The organism is Enterobacter sp. AG326 (genome assembly GCF_004362415.1).
In the GTDB taxonomy this organism is placed as follows: domain Bacteria; phylum Pseudomonadota; class Gammaproteobacteria; order Enterobacterales; family Enterobacteriaceae; genus Enterobacter; species Enterobacter asburiae.
The window spans coordinates 24,070-42,958 of the sequence record NZ_SNXG01000003.1 but is presented as its reverse complement, the minus strand read 5'-3'; the positions used below and the strand labels follow the sequence as shown (position 1 = coordinate 42,958).

Here is an 18,889-nt window from a genome sequence, read left to right as displayed (position 1 = left end):
CTCGCCGTTGAGTAAAAAACCCTATTCAGGAGTAAAGACTATGAAAACCAAATTGATCATCGCAACCCTCGGTCTGGCATCTGTTCTCTCTTTCGGCGCAAGCGCAGCCGTACAGCAGGTAAATGCCGACCAGGCACAAAATCTACAGCGTATGGGCAGCATCTCCGTAACGTCTGTCACCGGTTCACCGATGGATATCCGTCACGAACTTGCCGCCAAAGCTGAAAAAGCAGGCGCCAGCAGCTACCGCGTCACCGAACTGAATCAGGGTGACCACTGGCATGCAACGGCAGAACTGTATAAATAAACCCTCGTCGTATCTCATCATACGACTTGCCCCTGGCCTCATGGTCAGGGGCTTTTTTTCATTCAATGCCGCGCGTTAAAGCGCAGCTGCCCTTCAAGCTCTTCTTCCGCTTCATCGAACAGCAATATCAGCGCGCCAAAACGTCTTCGCAGCTTATCGGGCAAATGGATGAACTCAATTTCCAGCGGTAGCGGCAACTGACTGCCGGTGACCACGTCCCACAGCGTATCCAGATTCGTCACGTTTTCCCGTTCAAGATCAAACGCCCGGATAAATTCACGGTAGAAGTCTTCCTGACTGTCGATCTCGTCAAAATCAAACGTATAGGTTTTCATTGCCAGCCACCCAGTCCAGGCGAGCGGCAGATGCCGCCCTGTCTATTATAATCCCCCAATATGCAGGGTTTTAACTTCCAGATACTCTTCCAGCCCCAGCACGGAGCCCTCTCGTCCAAGACCTGACTCTTTTACGCCGCCAAAGGGCCCGAGCTCCGTGGAGACGGCGCACTCGTTGATGCCGATCATCCCGCTCTCGATGGCCTGTGAAACACGGAAGACCCGAGAAAGATTCTGGGTGTAGAAGTAAGCCGCCAGTCCATAGGGGGTGTTGTTGGCGCGCTGGATGACTTCATCTTCCGAGGTGAAACGGAAGCACGCCGCCACCGGGCCAAACGTCTCTTCTTCTGCGAGCTTCATGCCTCCATGGCAGTCGCCCAGTACGGTTGGCATCCAGAAATTCCCGCCAAGCGGATGAGGCTTCCCACCAGCCAGTACGGTTGCGCCCCGGGCAACGGCATCGTCGACATGCTCACGCACCTTGTTGACCGCCGAAGGTTCAATCAACGGCCCGACGACCACGCCCTCCTCAAGACCATTACCCACCTTCAGCGCCTTCACCGCATCGGCAAGTTTATTCACAAATTTGTCGTAGACGGTTTCCTGAATATAAAAACGGTTCACGCTGACGCAGACCTGCCCGGCATTGCGGAACTTGTTGGCGATCGCGCCCTTAACCGCTGCGTCGATGTCCGCATCCTCAAAAACGATATACGGGGCATTTCCCCCCAGCTCCATCGAGACTTTTTTCATGGTTTCTGCGGCGTTACGCACCAGCGTTTTGCCGACGGATGTTGAGCCGGTAAAGGAGATTTTACGCACGTCGCGGCTTGCCATGATCGCATCGCTGATTTCATGCGTATTCCCGGCGACGGCGTTGAGAACACCGTCGGGCACACCGGCCTGTTTCGCCAGCGTAAGCAGCGCAAAGGCGCTGAGCGGCGTGTTATTGGCCGGTTTAATGACCCCGGTGCATCCTGCTGCCAGCGCCGGGCCTAACTTGCGGGTGAGCATCGCCATCGGGAAGTTCCACGGCGTAATCGCCGCGACCACACCAATAGGTTCACGGGTCGCCAGAATGCGTGAGCCGGGCTTGATCGGCGGAATAATTTCACCGTTCGCGCGTTTGGCCTCTTCGGCAAACCACTGGATAAAGCTGGCGGCATACTCGACTTCTCCCTCCGCCTCTTTCAGGGGTTTGCCCTGTTCGGTGGTCATTAACCGCCCGAGCCAGCTTTTATTCTCAATAATCAGTTCGTACCAGCGGTAGAGAATGGCCGAGCGTTCTTTCGCGGTTTTGGCACGCCATGCCGGGAAGGCCTGGGTAGCCGCTGCGATAGCGTCTTCGGTTTGCGCTTTACCCGCTTTTGCGACTTTAGCAATGACCTCACCGGTCGCGGGGTTCAGCACATCAAAGGTTGTATCCAGCGTTTTCCAGATTCCGTTGACCAGATAACCGGTCTGAAAAAGGATGTGGTCCTGAAGCGCCTGCGTCGTCATGTGTTCTCCCTTTCTGAAATGTAAGAACGTGCTGGAATAAGTATAGCCACAAAAAAACCGACGCTTTTGGCGTCGGTTTTTTTACTTCTGTCAGTTATCGGTGAGGGCATTCTGGTAGCGATGCAGCATAAACACCAGCCGTCCTACCGGCTCGGTCACCTGAGGCGGTGCCTCCCAGTGCTTGAGCTTTTCCTGATAGGTATCGAGCTCTTCAAGCAGCTGCGTAAAGTAGCGACGCCGTTTGTCATCGCTGCTGGCAGAAAGCACGTGATCGGCGGTACGACGCAGCTGGCGGTGCCAGGCCGACAGATCGTCGTTGATCGGCACGGGCGCGTTACGCAAACGCTGGTGTGCGATGATCATGGTTAACGCCAGGCGGAACTTCGCGATATCGCCCGGGAACTTGTTCAGCAGTAAAAACAGCTGCTGGTAGAGCGCGGGCAGATGGTTCTCTTTACGGCGCGCGGTATTGGTAGTCAAAGACGACACGGCAGCCGACACGAACTGGTTCAGCAGCACGCGGCCCGTTCTTGCCTGCGAGTTATCCCGAACCAGCAGTATCACCATCATGGCCAGGAAGCAGCCCACCAGCTGGCCTAACGCGCTGTCGAGGAACTGGCTGAAATGGAAGGTCATCGGGTTATCGAGCACGATGATGTTAATCGTACTCGCCAGCGCCCCCAGCGATCCCAAACGCCGCTTTTGCACTTCAATGCCGATAAAGAACGCCATTACCGCCAGGCTAATACAGAGCAGCAGCATGCTCTGTTGCGTCGACGGGATGATGACCAGGAAATAGAGCGCGCCTATCGGCAGGGCGGCAATGGTGCCGTAGAGGAAATCAACGGCAACCATACGCGGGTTAGGCAGACGCATCGCCAGTGCGGTCACAACGGCAATCATTACCATCGCGCCGCTGCCGGACGTCCAGCCCGTCCACAGCCAGAACAGCGTGCCGAGCATGCAGGCAAGCGTCGTACGCCAGAAGTTGACCATGGCGTGATGGCGCTCGGCGGATTCCGCCTTGATCACCACTTCCCCCTGCAGCACCTCTTCTTCCGCCGCGCTGATTTTGGTGTTGCCGATCACTCCGCGCTTCAGCAGCAGGTAGCGCGTCGCGGCGCCGGCCCAGGTGTAGATGGTCACCGGCGTGTCGCGCTCCCCGGTCCAGGCAATCACCCGGCGCATGCGCTTAAGCTGCTTATGCACGTCCTGTACGGTTTCCACCGGCTCGGCAAACAGTTCGCGGAACGTATCGGTGACCGCTTCCGGGCGCGTGTTCTGAATCAGATAGGTTTCACATGCCTGGGTAATCAGCGTCAGAGAGACGGTGTTAAGGGCTTTAAGGCGTCGATTCGCGCGGGCCCAGCGCGAGGACTCCATATTAAGATTGCTGCGCATCCCTTCCAACGCCTGCGTACGGCGTACCAGCCCGCTCCAGGCTTTATCCACCTCTTCGCTGTCGCCGTGCTTAATGCACAGCTGCATCAGCTGATACTGGGCAACGATCAGCGCGTCAAGCTCACGGTCGACTTCCTGCTTGATGGAGCGCGGGGAGAAAAGCAGATCAGCGACGATCGCGCTGACAATACCAATCACAATTTCGCTGCATCGCTCCACCGCAAACTGCGGGGCCAGCAGCGGCTCGGACTGGATGGTGATGATAATAATCAGCGCGGTATAGCCCGCCAGTCCCCAGGCGTAGGAGTTCTCCACTTTCACCAGAGACGAGATCCAGGTGCAGAAACCCGCCCAGATGCAGCAGACCATCAGCATCAGCAGCGGGGTGCGGATCATGAGAATAATAATGGTCAGCGCCGCGAAACAGCCGATAAACGTCCCGATGATACGCAGCATCCCGCGATAGCGGATCGCGCCTGAATAGGGTTCCCCACCCGCGGCAAAGGCCGGGCCCGCCGCGACAATCGCAGCCGTCAGCACTGCCCAGCGAGGGGTTTCAAGCTGGAAGTGAAAGCCAACAAACAGCGCCAGCACGATGGCGCACGCCAGCTTCACGGCGAAGCGAATGTGCTGGCTGGCGATGGAAAAGATACCCATGGCGATTAACCAAACTCGCGCAGGCGGTGGGCAATTTTACGGAAGAACGAGTCCTGGCTGGCATCCCGGTCCTTTTCACCGGTGATCACCACCGTCGCCGTGGTACCCGCAGGCCACAGATTTCCCTGCTGTTCATCAAGATGAATACGTACCGGCACGCGCTGGGCCAGACGCACCCATTCCAGGTTGGAATCGACCGTCGCCATCCCTTTGGCATCGTTAGAGCTGCTGGAGTTAGTCACCCCTGCGGCAACGCTGTCGACGGTACCTTTAAACACACGATTACTGCCAAGCGGCGTGATCTCCGCGCGATACCCTGGGCGCACGCCTTCCAGCTTGGTCTCTTCCATATAGGCGAGCACGTAGAAGGAGTTCTGTTTAACCAGCGCCACGGCGGTTGAGCCACGGGTAATGAATTCCCCGGCATAGACGTTGAGGTTGGTGACCCAGCCATCGGACGGCGCGCGGATCACTGTGCGCTCGAGATCGAGCTTCGCCAGATCGCGCGTTGCCTGCGCTTTCGCCAGCTGGTGCAGCACGGTTTGCAGCACGTTGTTGGACTGGTCAATCTCTTCACGGGACATTGCCTGAACGCCCAGCTGATTACGGCGGCCTGCCTCGCGGCGTTTCTCCGCAGCGAGCGCCTGATAATAGGCCACGTCCGCCTCCGCCTCTTCCAGCGCTTTCTGATAACGAGGCTGGTCGATGGTGAACAGGACCTGATCTTTTTTCACCAGCTGGTTATCGTGGACGTTGACCGCCGTGATAAGACCGGCCACGTCAGGGGCTATTGCCACCACATCGGCGCTGAAGCGTGCATCACGCGTCCACGGTGATTCGGTGTAATAAACCCAGGCGCGGAAAATAGCGATGAAGGCGAGGATAACCAGCGCCATTGTGATGGCAGTGCGGGAGATTTTTCTTGTTAGCGTTTTCACATCAACCTCAGACAAACATGCGCGATATCAGGTAAAACAGGCAGCAATACAGCGCGGTATTGAACAATGCAGGGTGCCAGACGAAATCGTAGATCCCGGTAGGGACCAGCACCTTGCGCACCAGCCAGAAGATCGCCAGTGATAAAAGAAGCTCGAAAAATATCGGTGGGAACGACAGACCGAACACCACGATAACGGGAAACAGACTCATGTTGACCTTGATAAGAGAGAGTGCAGGCTTCAGAATTTTTAAGCGCACGCCACCGCAGGAGAGCAAGAAACGCCGGGCGAGAATGGCGCAGCCGTTATGTAATTAATAATATATTAACGTAACTGTTATGCTGTTATCTATAATATGTGATCTAAATCACTTTTAAGCCAGAGTGAACAATGGAACGTTTAAAACGCATGTCGGTCTTCGCCAAAGTGGTTGAGCTGGGCTCGTTTACCGCCGCTGCACGCCAGCTTCAGATGAGCGTCTCATCCATCAGCCAGACGGTGTCCAAACTGGAAGATGAGCTTCAGGTCAAGCTGCTCAACCGCAGTACCCGCAGCATTGGACTGACGGAAGCAGGTAAAATTTACTATCAGGGCTGTCGCCGCATGCTGCTTGAAGTGCAGGATGTTCACGAACAGCTCTATGCCTTCAACAACACCCCTATCGGCACGCTGCGCATCGGGTGTTCTTCAACTATGGCACAAAATGTTCTCGCTGCCATGACCGCGGATATGCTGAAAGAGTACCCTGGGCTTACCGTCAATCTGGTGACGGGTATCCCGGCGCCGGACCTGATTGCCGACGGGCTGGACGTGGTGATCCGCGTCGGCGCGTTGCAGGATTCCAGCCTGTTCTCGCGTAGGCTGGGGAGCATGCCGATGGTCGTCTGCGCCTCGAAAAGCTATCTGGCGCAGTACGGCGTTCCGGAGAAACCCGCCGATCTCACCAACCACTCGTGGCTGGAGTACAGCGTGCGGCCCGATAATGAATTTGAGCTGATTGCCCCAGAAGGGATTTCTACCAAACTGCTGCCGGAAGGGCGGTTTGTCACTAACGATCCGATGACCATTTCGCGCTGGCTGGTGGCCGGGGCCGGGATCGCCTACGTGCCGTTAATGTGGGTGATCAACGAGATCAACAGCGGCGTGCTGGAGATCCTCTTCCCGCGCTACCAGTCCGATCCGCGTCCGGTGTACGCCCTGTATACCGAAAAAGACAAACTCCCGCTCAAGGTACAGGTGTGTATTAACTATCTGACCGAGTATTTTGTGGACGTGGCGGAGTTGTTTCAGGGGATGCGGGGGAGAAGGAAAGAGTAGGCCTTTTTCCATAAGGACGAGGGAGAAAAGACAGCGTGGAGCAGTACCCTCTCCCCTTTGGGGAGAGGGTCTGGAAATTACGCCGTGCCGCCCACCGTCAGGTTGTCCACCTTCAGCGTTGGCTGGCCTACGCCAACCGGCAGGCTCTGGCCCTCTTTACCGCAGACGCCCACGCCGTTATCCAGCTTCAGATCGTTGCCGACCATGGAGATCTGCTGCATGGCTTCAATACCGGAGCCAATCAGCGTCGCGCCTTTCACCGCTTTAGTTACTTTGCCTTTCTCGATCAGATACGCTTCTGACGTGGAGAAAACAAACTTACCGGAGGTGATGTCCACCTGGCCGCCGCCAAAGTTTGGCGCAAAGATACCGTAATCAACGGATTCGATAATCTCCTGCGGCGTGGATTTGCCCGGCAGCATGTACGTGTTAGTCATGCGCGGCATCGGCAGATGCGCGTAAGATTCACGGCGTCCGTTGCCCGTCGGCGCTACGCCCATCAGGCGCGCGTTGAGTTTGTCCTGCATGTAGCCTTTCAGCACGCCGTTTTCGATCAGCACGTTATACTGGCCTGGCGTACCTTCATCGTCAATAGCCACCGAGCCGCGACGATCGCGCATGGTGCCGTCATCCACCACGGTGCACAGCTCAGAGGAGACAAGCTGCCCGATTTGACCGCTGAACACGGACGTCCCGCGACGGTTAAAGTCGCCTTCCAGGCCGTGGCCTACGGCCTCGTGCAACAGCACGCCCGGCCAGCCGGCGCCCAGCACCACCGGGAATGAGCCCGCCGGCGCCGCGACGGCATTCAGATTCACCAGCGCCATGCGCACGGCTTCTTTCGCCCACGCGTCGGCGCGTGCTTCACCGTCAACGTCGCCCAGGAACCAGTCATAGCCGAAACGACCGCCGCCGCCGCTTGATCCGCGCTCGCGTTTGCCTTCGTCATCGACCTGCACGCTGATGGAGAGACGCACCAGCGGGCGAACGTCTGCCGCAAGGGTACCGTCCGTTGCCGCAACCAGAATCAACTCATACACACCGCTCAGGCTGGCAGAAACTTCCTGCACGCGTTTGTCCGCCGCGCGGGCGACTTTGTCTACGCGACGCAGGATATCCAGCTTCTCTTCACGGCTCATGCTCTGCAGTGGATCGATACTGGTATAGAGCGCAGAGTGCTGCACTTCTCCCAGGGTTTTCACGCGACCATCGCCGGTATCACGCACAATGGTACGCGCGGCCTGCGCGCTCTGCTCAAGTGCGGTGAGGCTAATCTGATCGGCATAGGCAAAACCGGTTTTCTCGCCGCTGACGGCACGGACGCCGACGCCCTGGTCGATGTTGTAGGAGCCATCTTTGATGATGCTGTCTTCTAAAACCCAGGATTCGTGATAGCTCGACTGGAAATAAAGGTCGCCGTAGTCGAGACGGCGTTCGGTCAGTTGACCAAGAATGGAAAACAGGTCCTGATGGCTCAGGCCGTTCGCTGCGAGCAAATGTTCACTTACCAGGTTCAGACTCATCGTATTGCTACTCGTTCGTTGCCGCCCGTGGCGGTATAAAGATCGTATTTATTGAGAGTGAGGCAATTACCTGCCCACGTCAAATCATTGCTGTGCTTCTTTGCGCGGCTGGCGCAGCACCTCGTTAATCTGCGGTTTATCTACCGGACCGGTAATGCGGTAGCGCAGAATGGAGACCTTGCTCCAGAGTGGCCCCAGCACTTTACTGGCGGCAAACACCGCCGCACCGACAATCGGGTTCACCACAAAGGCCGCCGCAACGCCCACGCTTGCGGAAATTTCCGGTGCCACCACGGCTTCCATATCCAGCTCGCGACGCACGAGGTTGACGGAGCCTTTCATGGCGATATCCGCTTCCAGGCCATCCACCAGCGTGTCGTCCGTATGCAGAACGCCGTCCTTGATCCACGCCGTGCTGCGGATGGAATCGTAGTAGAACCCTTCGCTGAAGGTATCGCTGAAATCGAAGCGCAGCTTGCGCAGCAGCGCGTCAAAACTCAGCAGGCGCAGGATCTGCCCGGCGCGCCCAGTGCTCACGTCGGCAATTTCACCTTTGCCAAAGTGGGTTTTCAGAATGCCGTTCAGCGAGGCTTCATCCGGCTTCCACGGGGCGTCACGCCAGTGAAGATCGTAATTAACGTTAAATGACGAGCCGCGCAGCGGCGTGCTGATACCAAAGAAATTGGCTGCCGCGTCCAGCTTGTTGCCTTTAATGTCGCCCTTCAGGGACGTTCGCTGCTCGCCCGGGTTATTCACCCATTCCCCCGCGGCCGTCATGCGGCCAAAGCCGGTATCAACCAGGCCGCCGGAGAGCGTAAGCGTGTTTGCCTGGATGGTGAAATCACCGTCTATACGGCCATATTTCTGCCCCCACAGCCAGCACTCCGCACAGCGCAGCTGGAGATCGGGCCAGCCGCTAAAATCGACGCGGGTGGTCTGGCTCAGCGGCGACGTCTCTGCCGGTTTGTCTTTCCCGCTCGCGGCGCTTGCCGGGTTGTAGTAGAGGTAGCGAATCGCCGCCTGCCACGGCGCGTGATTGCGCATGGTCAGCGTACCGTTGATCTCTCTGCCCTGGGCCTCCACCTTCGTGCCGTTAGCGCCAGGCCACGAGACAATACTCAGGTTGTTCCACTGCTGTCCGCCCAGCATCAGCGACGGCGTACGTACGGTAATGGCCTGCGGGAACTGGGCGGTTTCATCAACGTTTTGCCCAACGCCTTTCTGGAACAGCGCCAGCCACTCTGCGCCGTCCATCGGCGGGAGATTCAGCTCAATGCCAGCCTGCTCCGGCAGAGGCGGCGTGGAGCGGCTATCCGTTGTCCAGATGGCTTTGTCGAGGGTGAGCTTGCGGTTAAGCAGCCAGCGGCTGTTGAAGTGGTTTGTCCCGCCCGCGCTGCCGGTCAGCGCGAAGCTGTTCAGGTTGCCATCGACGTTCAGCTTTACCGGCAGCGGCTGTCCGGCCTGTTTATCCAGCGGCGCAGGCAGCTGGCTCTGAAGGTTTTTCAGATCGCCCGTGATGTCGACCTTATACTGGGCGCCCGCGTGATAAGGCAGGTCAATTGCCACTTTACCCTGCCAGGCGACTGCGCCCTGCACTGACGCCTCAATGGGTTTCGGCAGGACGTCCATGCGCGCTGGCTGCCAGTTACCGTCCAGATTGACGGCCACCTGATAAGCCTTTTCACCCTCGGTGGTCGTGAAGTCGATATTAACGGGCTGATTAAACCAGCTGGCCGTAAGCGGCTCGCTCTTCAGGTTACCGTTCTCAAAGCTGAACTGCCCGCTGAGATTTTTCAGCGTGCTCTCAAGGGGTTTGATGAACAGGCTGTTGTTCTTCAGACGGACGTCGCCTTTGGCGGTGGTCATCTCTCCGTCCAGCGGGATATCAAGATGTAAGCGAGCATTCACATCGCCATCAAGCTGCAGCTGCTGAAGCGTCGCCGCCAGCGACTCTTTCAGCGGCGTCTCCTCAAAGTACGGTCCCACCGCTTTGCCCGGACCGTTGATATCGGCATCAATCAGCAGCTTCTCTTTTGAGTAGTCCGGGATGTTGGCCGTCAGGTTGCTGGCCGTCACGCCGCCCAGCGCCACGCTGTCGGCCTTCATCCATAGCCCGTCATTGAGGAAGTTGAGTTCAATATCCAAGTTTTTCAGCGCGGGCCAGCCGGGCTGGAACGCAAAGGTCGCGTTATGCAGCGGGACCAGCACCTGGAACTGGCCTTCATTGTGTTTGTACGGGAAAAGATGCGGATTACCGCCGTAGACCAGCGTGGCATTGTCCGCCTGACCGCCCTGAATCGCGCCGCTGAGATAGTCTACCAGGGCTTTTCCCATCAGGTTTTCCGGGAAGTAGCGCCAGGCCTGAGAGCCGTCATCGGTGCTGATCCCGGCCAGAATACCCAGCCACGGCTCATCGCCCTCAGGCTGCAGATAGCGGAAATCGCCGCGCGCGTGAACGGCTTTGGCTTTCACATCGATATGGCGGCCATCAAGCTGGAAGCCTTTGTCGTTACGGAGCCAGTTAAGCACCGCGCTGCCCTGTTCGATTTCCAGCGGCGCGCGGAAGACCGTCTCATAAGGCATTTTGGCGTCGTGCATATCAACCGTCAGCCTGCCGTTTTCCACGCTGCCTTCCAGCTTGCCGCTAAAGTGTTCCGCCCCCGGCAGCAGCTTCCACTGCTTCCAGGCAAGATCTTTCCACGTGGCCTGGAAGCGGGTTTTTTCCGTCGCCTGGAGCGGGATATCCAGCGCCAGAGCGTCTATCTTCCCGCTCGGCTGCGTTGCCAGCCAGATCTCGCCCAAATCCGGAGAGAGCTTTGCCGCCATCGAGCGCAGGCCTTCAATGGCCGCCAAATCCAGGTTGCTGGCGCGGATGCGCAGCTCGTCGCTGCGTTTACTGGCCGTGCCACCGACATCCTGCTCCGGCATCCAGGCCAGCGTCAGCGCACCGCGCGGCCACGGCTTGCCGTCCATGGTGATGCGCGTATCCGGAATGGCAAACTGCCAGCCCTCTTTTTCCTGCGTCACGTGCGCGGTGAGGTTATCCACGGAAAGCTGATGCTGCTGTTTTTCGCCTTTCCAGCTGGCGCCCCCCTGCTTAAGCCAGATATCGCCGCTGGCAAATTCGCCTTTGGTCAGGGTCAGCCAGCCTTCAAGGCTGAAACGGGCAGTCTCCAGCTGCATGTTTTGCTGGATCCAGTCGCCCAGCCACGGCTTCACGTCCACATCGTCGGCCTGCAGCCAGACTTTGCCGTTGTTTAACAGGCCGTCATCGTCCCGCAGATCCATCCGCACCTGCATCACACCGTGCTGGCCGTTCAGGCTTGAGAGATTGACCTGCCCCTCGGCGCGGTGACGTTCTTTACCGTTGAGCCAGGTCAGCTGAGGGATCGCCAGTTCAGCGCGCTGGCCGGAGAGGGTAATGAAGCTCACTTCGCTGTCGCGCAGATCGAAGTGATCGAACTGGCGGAGGAAAAGATCGCTAAAGCGGTTGGCTTCAAGACCCTGACCGCTATCGCCGCCAGACAGCGGCGTATTGGTCAGGAACTGGAGTTGATAAAAGGTGAGATCGCGAAACTGCCAGCGCAGATGCAGCAGGCTTTGCCAGACGTCCAGCGCCAGGGTTACGCGTTTGATTTTCAGATAGCCGCCATCTTTCAGGCTGGCGTTGATATCCCGGACATCGAGCGTCGGGCCAAAATTCTGCCAGTTAGCGCTAATCTGGCTTACGTTCACCGGCACGCCGGTGGTGGACTCAATTTTAGCCAGCAGCTGCGGACGCCAGCTGTCCAGATGCGGTAATACGAGGCGTAGCCCGCTCACGAGCAACGCGACAATCACGACCAGCGTTGCCCCTGTAAGCAATAAAATCCCCGGCAATCGCCTCACGCATCTCTCCTTGTCAGCTTTCGTCACGCAGCGTACTGCGTCTTACATCATCACGACGTCAAACTGCTCCTGGTTATAGAGCGGTTCAATTTGTACTTTTACCTGTTTGCCGACAAAGATTTCCACTTCCGCCAGCGCGTGTGACTCTTCGCCTTTCAGCGCTTCAGCCACCGCAGGGGAAGCATAGACCAGAAAACGATCGGAGTCGTAAGCATGATGAACACGGACGATTTCACGCATAATTTCGTAGCAGACGGTCTCAACCGTCTTTACCGTTCCGCGTCCATGGCAGGTTGGGCATTCATTACACAGCACATGCTCAACGCTCTCGCGGGTACGCTTACGCGTCATTTCCACCAGCCCCAGCTGCGAGAAGCCGTTAATGCTGGTTTTCACGCGGTCTTTGCTCAGCGCCTGCTCAAGCGAGTGCAGCACGCGGCGACGATGGTCTTCATTACTCATATCGATGAAGTCGATGATGATAATGCCGCCCAGATTGCGCAGACGAAGCTGGCGCGCAATCGCCTGCGTGGCTTCAATGTTGGTATTGAAGATGGTGTCATCGAGATTGCGATGGCCGACAAACGCGCCGGTGTTGATATCGACGGTGGTCATCGCTTCGGTCTGATCGATGATCAGATAGCCGCCTGACTTCAGCTCGACCTTACGCTCCAGCGCGCGCTGGATCTCGTTTTCGACATCATAGAGATCGAAGATAGGCTGACGCCCTGAATAATGCTCCAGCAGGCCTGGCATCTCCGGGATGTACTCAGCGGTAAATTCCAGCAGCGCCTCATAGGTCAGGCGCGAGTCCACGCGAATGCGGTCGAGCTGCGCATCGGCAAAGTCGCGCAGAACGCGCTGAGCAAGCGCCAGTTCACCGTAGAGCTGGTAGCGGGTCTGGTTGCGTTTTTTACGCTCCATTACCTTGGTCCAGACGCGCTTCAGGTAAGCCGCATCCGACGCCAGGTCTTCTTCGCTGATCCCTTCCGCAGCGGTACGGATGATAAACCCGCCCTGCTCATCGCAGTAGGCGCTGACCACTTTCTTCAGACGCTCGCGCTCGGTTTCGCTCTCAATACGCTGCGAAACGCCCACGTGCGACGCGCCGGGCATAAAGACCAGATAGCGGGAAGGTAAGGTAATGTCGGTGGTCAGACGGGCGCCTTTGGTACCGAGGGGATCTTTCACCACCTGCACCATCAGATCCTGCCCCTGACGCACCAGTTCAGAAATATCGCGCACGGCAAACTGCTTTTGCTCTTCGCCCGCGACGCACTCGGTATGCGGCATGATATCGGAGGCATGTAAAAACGCCGCCTTATCCAGTCCAATATCTACAAAAGCCGCCTGCATACCCGGTAGTACACGACTGACACGACCTTTGTAGATATTGCCTACTATTCCGCGCCGCGCTTCACGCTCAATATGAATTTCCTGAAGAATGCCACCATCAATATAGGCCACACGGGTTTCCGATGGCGTTACGTTTACCAACAATTCAGCCGTCATAATTATCCCTTCCCTCACGCAGTGAGTTAAAATTGCTCAGCAACTCATACGTTTCCACCAGCGGTAAGCCGACTACGGCGTGATAGCTGCCATTAATCTTCCTGACAAAACAGCCACCCAGCCCCTGAATACCGTATGCACCTGCTTTATCCATCGGTTCACCGCTGGCAATATAAGCGGCGATGTCGTCGTCGGTAAGTACTCTGAACGTCACTTCGGTCACCACCAGGCAATCCAGCACGTGCTGGCGGTCAGCCAGCGCGACGGCCGTCATCACCTGATGCGTTTGTCCGGACATTTTGTGCAGCATGCGTGCCGCATGATCGGCGTCGCGCGGTTTCTCAAGCACTTCACCGTTCAGAATAACGATGGTATCTGCTCCCAGCACGGGAAGATCGCGTGGCACACTGGCCACGCCCGCCTGCGCTTTCTCGCGCGCCAGGCGAGACACGTACTGTTGAGCGCTTTCGCCCTCAGCACGTTTTTCTTCAATGCCGGTAACGATGCGTTCAAAAGAGACTCCTAGCTGCGTCAGGAGTTCCTGACGGCGCGGGGAGCCGGAAGCGAGATACAAAGACGTCATAGAAACCTTTTATTGCACAGCAAACTGCTGGCGAACCTTACGCATCAGCAGGAATAACCATGGCCAGAGCACACCGTTTACTACACTACTCCAGAACACTTCCGGTCGGAAAGAGACGTTGATCACTAAAAACTCTGCCCAGAAAACAACGATATCCGCAGCGAGCGACAATAACATCACCACCAGGGCCTGTTGCCAGAGCGCAAGGTTACGAAAGAGCTGGAATTTGAGTGCGACGAGGTACGCAATAATGCTCATGGACAAGGCGCGCACGCCAAGCGTAGAGCCGCTAATGAGATCCAGTATGGCACCCATCACGAAACCTGTGCCGACATTTACGCGATGCGGCAGGGCAAGGATCCAGTAGAGTAAAATGAGCAATACCCAGTTTGGCCGGAAAACGAGAATGTCATCCGGCCAGGGCATCACTTGCAGTAACAGTGCAATGAGAAACGAGAGCCAGATGACCCAGCGTCCCTGGCTACGATAGCTTGCCACTACTGCCCTCCCGAAGAGAGTTTAGGCGGTGGCGGCGCATCCGGCAGCGGCTGCGTTAACCCGGTTGCCGGCGCCGGTACTGGCGCAGGCGGGCCCATGGAATCCGCAGGCGGGAGAACCTGTGGCATCATCTGCATCAGGCGCTCATTTGCCACGCGATGTACCTCTTCAGGCGTCATCGGATTAGCACCGTTACGATCGGCCCCCCACAGCAGCAGCAGATAGCGCAGACGCTGCAAACCGGCGGTTGGACGCGCCTGAATCACGGTATAGGCACGCTGAGTATCCAGCTTGACCGAAGAGACCACTGCAACCGGATAGCCTTCAGGGAAGCGTCCACCCAGACCGGACGTCACCAGCACGTCGCCCACGCGGATATCCGTGTTAGCCGGCAGGTGTTCCAGCTGCAGATCGTCCGTACAGCCGTTACCGGCCGCAATCACGCGGATGTCGTTGCGCAGGACCTGGATCGGCAGCGCATGCGTGGCATCGCAAATCAGCAGCACGCGGCTGGTCAGTTTGGCCACGGCAACAACCTGGCCCACGACGCCTTTATCACTGATAACAGGCTGACCTTCATACACCCCGTTCACGCTCCCTTTGTCGATCACAACCTGATCGCTGTAGGGGTCGTTCACGGTGGAGATCACCTGCGTGACCATTTTCTGCTCATCCTGACGCAGCGGCGAGCCGAGCAGTTCACGCAGACGCGCGTTCTCCTGCTTGTATTGCCCCAGCATCAGCAGCTCGCTGTTTTTCAGCAGCAGTTCCTGACGTAATGCCCGGTTTTCGAGTTCGAGTTGGTCACGCGAAGACAGCGTTTGAGAAACGGAGTCGAGCAGTTCACGGGGACCATTTGAAACAAAGTAGAAAGGACTGACGGCGGTATCCATGTACGTTCTGATCTGGCTGAACGTACCGAGGCGGCTATCGGCAATAATGACCCCAAGCGCAACCAGAACCGCCAGGATGAGGCGAAACTGTAGCGATGGGCCACGGCTAAAAATTGGCTTCATAGGCTATGCGTATTCTCGCGTCAGAGAGAAAGGGTAGCAAATTGCTACCCTCTCAAACTCGACTACTCTTCGCTGAACAAATCGCCGCCGTGCATGTCGATCATTTCCAGCGCCTTGCCACCACCACGGGCGACGCAAGTCAGTGGATCTTCTGCAACTACGACAGGAATACCTGTCTCTTCCATTAACAGGCGGTCGAGGTTACGCAGCAGCGCACCACCACCGGTCAGAACCATACCGCGCTCGGAGATATCGGACGCCAGCTCTGGTGGGCACTGTTCCAGCGCAACCATTACCGCGCTCACGATGCCCGTCAGTGGTTCCTGCAGAGCTTCCAGAATTTCGTTGGAGTTCAGGGTGAAACCGCGTGGAACACCTTCAGCCAGGTTACGGCCACGTACTTCGATCTCACGCACTTCATCGCCCGGATACGCAGAGCCGATTTCGTGTTTGATACGCTCTGCGGTGGCTTCACCGATCAGAGAGCCGTAGTTACGGCGCACATAATTAATGATGGCTTCATCGAAACGGTCACCACCGATACGTACGGAAGAGGAGTACACCACGCCATTCAGAGAGATAACGGCCACTTCAGTGGTACCACCACCGATATCCACCACCATAGAACCGGTAGCTTCGGAAACAGGCAGACCCGCACCGATGGCCGCAGCCATTGGCTCTTCAATCAGGAACACTTCACGTGCACCTGCACCCTGGGCAGATTCACGGATTGCGCGACGCTCTACCTGGGTTGCGCCAACCGGCACACACACCAGAACACGCGGGCTTGGACGCATGAAGCTGTTGCTGTGAACCTGCTTGATGAAGTGCTGAAGCATTTTTTCAGTCACGAAGAAGTCGGCGATAACGCCGTCTTTCATTGGGCGAATGGCGGCGATGTTGCCAGGGGTACGACCCAGCATCTGCTTCGCGTCATGACCCACTGCAGCCACGCTTTTCGGCGAGCCTGCACGATCCTGACGAATGGCCACAACGGAAGGCTCATTCAATACGATGCCTTGTCCTTTTACATAAATAAGGGTATTCGCGGTACCCAGGTCAATGGACAGGTCATTGGAAAACATGCCACGAAATTTTTTCAACATACTAAGGGATAATCCTGAAAGCTGGGGCGGAAAACAAAATCCGCTTACTTTACCAACCACACGCAGCAGCGACAAGGCGCAAAAATCATCTGCAACGGTGAAAATTTGTGCAGTACGTTTCCTGATGTTACAAAATCATCCCCTGACTCCCTCAGGGCTGAGTAAACAGTAGCGTTCCCCACTGACGTTTGTAACCCGTTACAGGTCGTTCACTGGCTTTTTGCTCGACATACACAAAGCTACAGGCGCGATATTCTACGTGAAAACAGCGTAAACGGCAGGTCAAACAGAGTATCTTTGCAAATATTTTTTCACGTTGGTGTCAAGCGGTTGAGAGGCAGCAAAAAAATCCCCCTGACCACCCATCACGCCGCGCGCTGTTAACATCTGCCATTCGCTTCTGGAGCGCACGCCCGTGGCAAATACTTGTGTTCGCGTACCCTTGCACGCTTCTACCAGACTCTGTACCAGCAGCTGGTTTTCCGTACGCTTCTCAATATTCCTTACCAGCCCCGGATGTAGCTTTAATAACTCCACATCCAGCTCCTTGATCCAGCTGGTGCTGACCAGGGTTAAACCTGCCTGCGTCACAGCGATACGTGCACCGAGCGCATTGATCAAACGTACCACCGGACGTAACCGGCTGATGTGTTGACCTACATCGGCCTCAGCAAGTTCAAAAATAATGTGTTTACGTTGCGATTTTTCGCATTGCATTAGCGTATCACGTAGCCAGCGCTGAAAACGTGGGCGTATTAACGACTCCACGGTGACCTGTAACGCCAGGTTTTCTTCAGGCCAGAAGGATAAAAACGGAATCAGCCGGGTAATTTGCTGGCGGTCATACTCTTCGGACAGGCCAAATTGCAGCACCATCGGTAGATATTCCGCAGAGATGACCTCTTCGGTACCGTCAAAAATACGACACATCAGTTCACGGTGATGAACGTTGCCGTTTTTCATGACCGCAGGTTTTTGATAAATACGTGGACCGCCGCGGCTGAGCATTTGCTCAATCAGCGTGCGCCAGCGCACGTTGCCGCGCCCTTTTTCCGGCAGCGAGTCATCGTAAACCGCCCATCCGTTGGCCCCCTGCAACACGGCGTTGCGGGTAGCGGCTTCCGCATGTTCCATCACCTGCTCTGTGGATTGTCCGCCACGCCAGGCGCAGATCCCCATGTGGACCATATCGTCCCTGTCGAGCATTTTGCTCTGCGGCAGCGCATCTACCGCCTTCAGCAGCTGGCTGGCGATGCTTTCCGATTCCTTCCGCGTACGATGAGGCAACAGCACGGCAAAGTCGCTGCGGTGATAGCGGGCCAGCAGCGCGCCCGGGTAGCGCATAATAAAGGTGGAGAGCAGGTTGATCAGCGTAAAGAGATTTTCTTCCGCGACCCGCTGTCCCCACGTGTCGCGCAGGAGATCGAAATCGGGCAGGCGAATCATCATCACCACCCCGTGAGTCCCCACTTTTTCTGAATCGTCGAGCAGCGTGGCGAGCTGATTATCAAAGAAAAGACGGTTGTTAAGGCCGGTTTTATTATCCTGCGCCGCATAAGAGCGGATCAGCGTATCCATACGGCTGCGCTGGTCGCTGGCAAACTGGATTTCGGAGAGCAGGGTATCCAGCGCGCTGCTGGCGCGAGACGGCCACTCGTGAACGGAGCCACGCACCTGCGGGCCGCGCTCACCGTTCAGGATGCGTACGGATCGCATCTCCAGCAGCTCCTGACCGGAAAGCTGGCGACGCAGCCAGCGGACCGCGAGAAAGATCAGCAGGACGATAAACGCAACGGCGACGGTGAGCGGCGCGGTGGTCATCATGGAACGGAAATAGCTGGCCATCGGATCGAGGTAGACCATGTGTATGGTCATCCCTGGATTTTTAAGGGAATGCACCGTCACTTCCCGATACTGGCTTACCACGCCCGCGGGGCGATAGCTTCCCGGTCGTTCGTGGCTTAAAACACGATGCTTTCCCTGCTGAATGTCGATCTGAACGATATCAACAGGTACCATCAACTCATCGAGCTCACGGGAGAGCGCCGGTAGCGGCGTCGTCAGCAGACGCGTATCAATCACCGAGGCAACAGACTGTACCCGGTTGACCAGCTTGTCCTGAATGGCGGTGTAAAAGCTCAGGGAACAGCCCAGGAGCGTGACAAAAATGGTAAGCCCCGTCAGCAAGGTGATAAAAGCTGAGAACTTCGTCGTTAATCGCATCCTTGAGATTACTCCGTGGGTTGATGGGGTAGCGAGTAAGCGCTAACTTGCATTTCAAATGCGGCATACTACCAAATCGGGTGTA

The 18,889-nt window shown here is 56.9% G+C and carries 15 protein-coding genes; 2 read left to right on the top strand and 13 right to left on the bottom strand.

Annotated elements, in window-relative coordinates:
- Positions 1-40: 40 nt before the first annotated feature.
- Positions 41-307, top strand: coding sequence for a peroxide/acid stress response protein YhcN (yhcN, locus tag DFO52_RS11560; protein WP_023333630.1), 267 nt, complete (start codon positions 41-43; stop codon positions 305-307).
- A gap of 62 nt (positions 308-369) precedes the next feature.
- Here the strand turns inward: yhcN and DFO52_RS11555 are convergent, their stop codons facing one another.
- The 5 genes from DFO52_RS11555 to aaeX all read right to left on the bottom strand — a co-directional run bounded on the left by DFO52_RS11555 (position 370) and on the right by aaeX (position 5,349).
- On the bottom strand, positions 370-642 hold the full coding sequence (locus DFO52_RS11555) for a barstar family protein (protein WP_047646443.1): 273 nt from the start codon (positions 640-642) through the stop codon (positions 370-372).
- A gap of 45 nt (positions 643-687) precedes the next feature.
- Positions 688-2,142, bottom strand: a complete 1,455-nt coding sequence (locus DFO52_RS11550; protein WP_133550423.1) for an NAD-dependent succinate-semialdehyde dehydrogenase — start codon at positions 2,140-2,142, stop codon at positions 688-690.
- Positions 2,143-2,232: 90 nt separating this feature from the next.
- A complete protein-coding gene (gene aaeB, locus DFO52_RS11545; RefSeq protein WP_133550422.1) occupies positions 2,233-4,200 on the bottom strand; it encodes a p-hydroxybenzoic acid efflux pump subunit AaeB in 1,968 nt (655 codons plus the stop codon).
- A gap of 5 nt (positions 4,201-4,205) precedes the next feature.
- Positions 4,206-5,138, bottom strand: a complete 933-nt coding sequence (gene aaeA / locus DFO52_RS11540; RefSeq protein WP_023309394.1) for a p-hydroxybenzoic acid efflux pump subunit AaeA — start codon at positions 5,136-5,138, stop codon at positions 4,206-4,208.
- A 7-nt stretch (positions 5,139-5,145) separates the two neighbouring features.
- Complete coding sequence (aaeX, locus tag DFO52_RS11535) at positions 5,146-5,349, bottom strand: p-hydroxybenzoic acid efflux pump operon protein AaeX (protein ID WP_003860416.1); 204 nt, start codon at positions 5,347-5,349, stop codon at positions 5,146-5,148.
- A 179-nt stretch (positions 5,350-5,528) separates the two neighbouring features.
- Here aaeX and aaeR point away from each other — a divergent pair, with 179 nt between their 5' ends.
- On the top strand, positions 5,529-6,455 hold the full coding sequence (gene aaeR / locus DFO52_RS11530) for an HTH-type transcriptional activator AaeR (RefSeq protein WP_023616809.1): 927 nt from the start codon (positions 5,529-5,531) through the stop codon (positions 6,453-6,455).
- Positions 6,456-6,532: 77 nt separating this feature from the next.
- On the opposite strand, the gene tldD is transcribed toward aaeR, so the two are convergent.
- From tldD to csrD, 8 genes are all read right to left on the bottom strand, one after another.
- Complete coding sequence (gene tldD / locus DFO52_RS11525; protein WP_133550421.1) at positions 6,533-7,978, bottom strand: metalloprotease TldD; 1,446 nt, start codon at positions 7,976-7,978, stop codon at positions 6,533-6,535.
- 84 nt (positions 7,979-8,062) lie between these two features.
- Positions 8,063-11,866: an AsmA2 domain-containing protein YhdP gene (yhdP, locus tag DFO52_RS11520; RefSeq protein ID WP_133550420.1), complete on the bottom strand. Its 3,804-nt coding sequence runs from the start codon at positions 11,864-11,866 to the stop codon at positions 8,063-8,065.
- Positions 11,867-11,908: 42 nt separating this feature from the next.
- The gene (gene rng, locus DFO52_RS11515) at positions 11,909-13,378 is read right to left on the bottom strand and encodes a ribonuclease G (RefSeq protein ID WP_010436156.1); all 1,470 of its coding nucleotides are present in this window, start codon (positions 13,376-13,378) and stop codon (positions 11,909-11,911) included.
- Positions 13,368-13,961: a nucleoside triphosphate pyrophosphatase gene (locus tag DFO52_RS11510; RefSeq protein WP_023309398.1), complete on the bottom strand. Its 594-nt coding sequence runs from the start codon at positions 13,959-13,961 to the stop codon at positions 13,368-13,370. The genes rng and DFO52_RS11510 overlap by 11 nt, the downstream gene beginning before the upstream one ends.
- Before the next feature lie 9 nt (positions 13,962-13,970).
- Complete coding sequence (mreD, locus tag DFO52_RS11505; RefSeq protein ID WP_023309399.1) at positions 13,971-14,459, bottom strand: rod shape-determining protein MreD; 489 nt, start codon at positions 14,457-14,459, stop codon at positions 13,971-13,973.
- Positions 14,459-15,475: a rod shape-determining protein MreC gene (mreC, locus tag DFO52_RS11500; protein WP_023309400.1), complete on the bottom strand. Its 1,017-nt coding sequence runs from the start codon at positions 15,473-15,475 to the stop codon at positions 14,459-14,461. Before mreC ends, mreD begins: the two co-directional genes overlap by 1 nt.
- A gap of 62 nt (positions 15,476-15,537) precedes the next feature.
- Positions 15,538-16,581 (bottom strand): rod shape-determining protein MreB, encoded by a 1,044-nt coding sequence (gene mreB, locus DFO52_RS11495; RefSeq protein ID WP_000913396.1) that lies wholly within the window; start codon positions 16,579-16,581, stop codon positions 15,538-15,540.
- A 282-nt stretch (positions 16,582-16,863) separates the two neighbouring features.
- A complete protein-coding gene (gene csrD / locus DFO52_RS11490) occupies positions 16,864-18,804 on the bottom strand; it encodes an RNase E specificity factor CsrD (protein ID WP_133550419.1) in 1,941 nt (646 codons plus the stop codon).
- Positions 18,805-18,889: the final 85 nt, after the last annotated feature.